We start from the raw sequence: 1,545 nt of genomic DNA on the forward strand, positions 1-1,545 counted from the left end.
AGACTCTGCTATGAGGCCGTTCGTCAAGCCTCTATGTTTTAAGCGGTTGTCCTTGGTTTCGCGGATTCAGTCTGCTATTCGTGCTCAAGGCACAAGATAATTTCCGAAAATGGATGGGAGCCACCACCTTAGCAACGTGCTTTAAGCACTGAGTCTCTACCGTGGTCATCCCTTCCGATTCGAATGACGAAACCTGGACTTCCCTCAGGCCGTTGCCCGGTAAGGCTCCTGCCTGACCAACATCACCCACAAATGAACCAGTAGCTTCCGGGCCATGGCCACGATGGCCTTCTTGCAACTGCCCGTGTTCCTCATCAAACGACCGTAAGTTCTTGCCGCCTTCTTCTCCACCCGCACCCAGGCCCAGGCGCTTTCCACCAACGCCGCCCTCAAGGTTTCCCTTCCGGCCTTTACCAACGGCCCTTCCTTGCGGTTTTCCCCGCTCTGCCTAACCTTGGGGGATAACCCCACATAGGCCGTTACCTGCTTGGCGTTCTTGAACCTTTGCGGCTGGTAAACCTCCGTCAACATCTGGACCGCCGTTACTTCTCCCACACCAGGGTGGCTCTTCAAAATCCGGGCTTTCTTTTCGTAGCCCTCGGCGTTCATCAACGCCTTCAACTCCTTGTTCACCTTCTGGAGTTCATCCACCCAGTAAAGCAGCTCCCGGATATAGCTATCCAGGGTGTACCTGAGGGGCTTGGACATCTCGATCTCCTTCAAACCATGAATGGCATACAGGTTCCAACGCCCCAGTCCTTTAGGTTCCTTCAGCCCATGCTGTAACAAGAAACTCTTGATCTGCTGTTTGACCCGCCTGCGTTTCTCAACGATGGAATTTCTCAGGCGTACCAACTGACGATGGCCTTCCTCTTCCTCGGTCGGGACCGCCACGGCCTTTAACAACCCTTTTTCGGCATATTCCGCCAATTTCCGGCTATCCAATCGGTCCGACTTAGCCCCTTCTTGGGCCATCTTCGGCGTCTTCCCAGGCGCGATCACCTCCACGGGCATACCCTCTTTCCTCAGCCTCCGGGCCAATCCATATCCGGTAGGACCCGCCTCATACACCACCTTTTTCAGGCCCAACCGGTATTTCTCTAGGAACCTCACCACCGTATCCGGGTTCGCCGGCATCGAAAGCGGAGTCCTTTCCACGCCGTTCACCCTTACGGTTGCCTCAATGTTGCGTTTATGTACATCCAGGCCCACGTACACCTTGTCCTTCTGGGTAATACCTTTCAACACCCCTTCTGTGCTACTCTTTTTCATACCGTTCCTCCTTCAGAGCTTCCACACTCCTGCCGGGATTTTAACCCGGCGGGAGGAACGGCCTGCATAGTACCTTAGAAAGGAAATCTCGAAGACGGGAAATGATTCTCAATATCGCATTTGATTTTGCAAAAGAAAGAACGAAATTTGTTTGGGAAGTTGCTAAAGCCTCCCCTGGTCGGAAAGCGGAATTTCAGGATGCTATTATTTTGATGGAGGCATATTATAAGTGGGCAAGAAATCTCGATGATAAAGGAGAGCTTCCAAAAGAGG

At 52.8% G+C, this 1,545-nt stretch carries 1 protein-coding gene; it reads right to left on the minus strand.

The window, feature by feature from the left end; all coding sequences use genetic code 11:
* Window positions 1-204 precede the first annotated feature (204 nt).
* The gene (locus VGS11_00005; protein ID HEV2118485.1) at window positions 205-1,272 is read right to left on the minus strand and encodes an IS110 family transposase; all 1,068 of its coding nucleotides are present in this window, start codon (window positions 1,270-1,272) and stop codon (window positions 205-207) included.
* Between the last annotated feature and the right edge of the window lie 273 nt (window positions 1,273-1,545).

This window comes from Candidatus Bathyarchaeia archaeon, from assembly GCA_035935655.1.
Taxonomy (GTDB): Archaea; Thermoproteota; Bathyarchaeia; order 40CM-2-53-6; family 40CM-2-53-6; genus 40CM-2-53-6.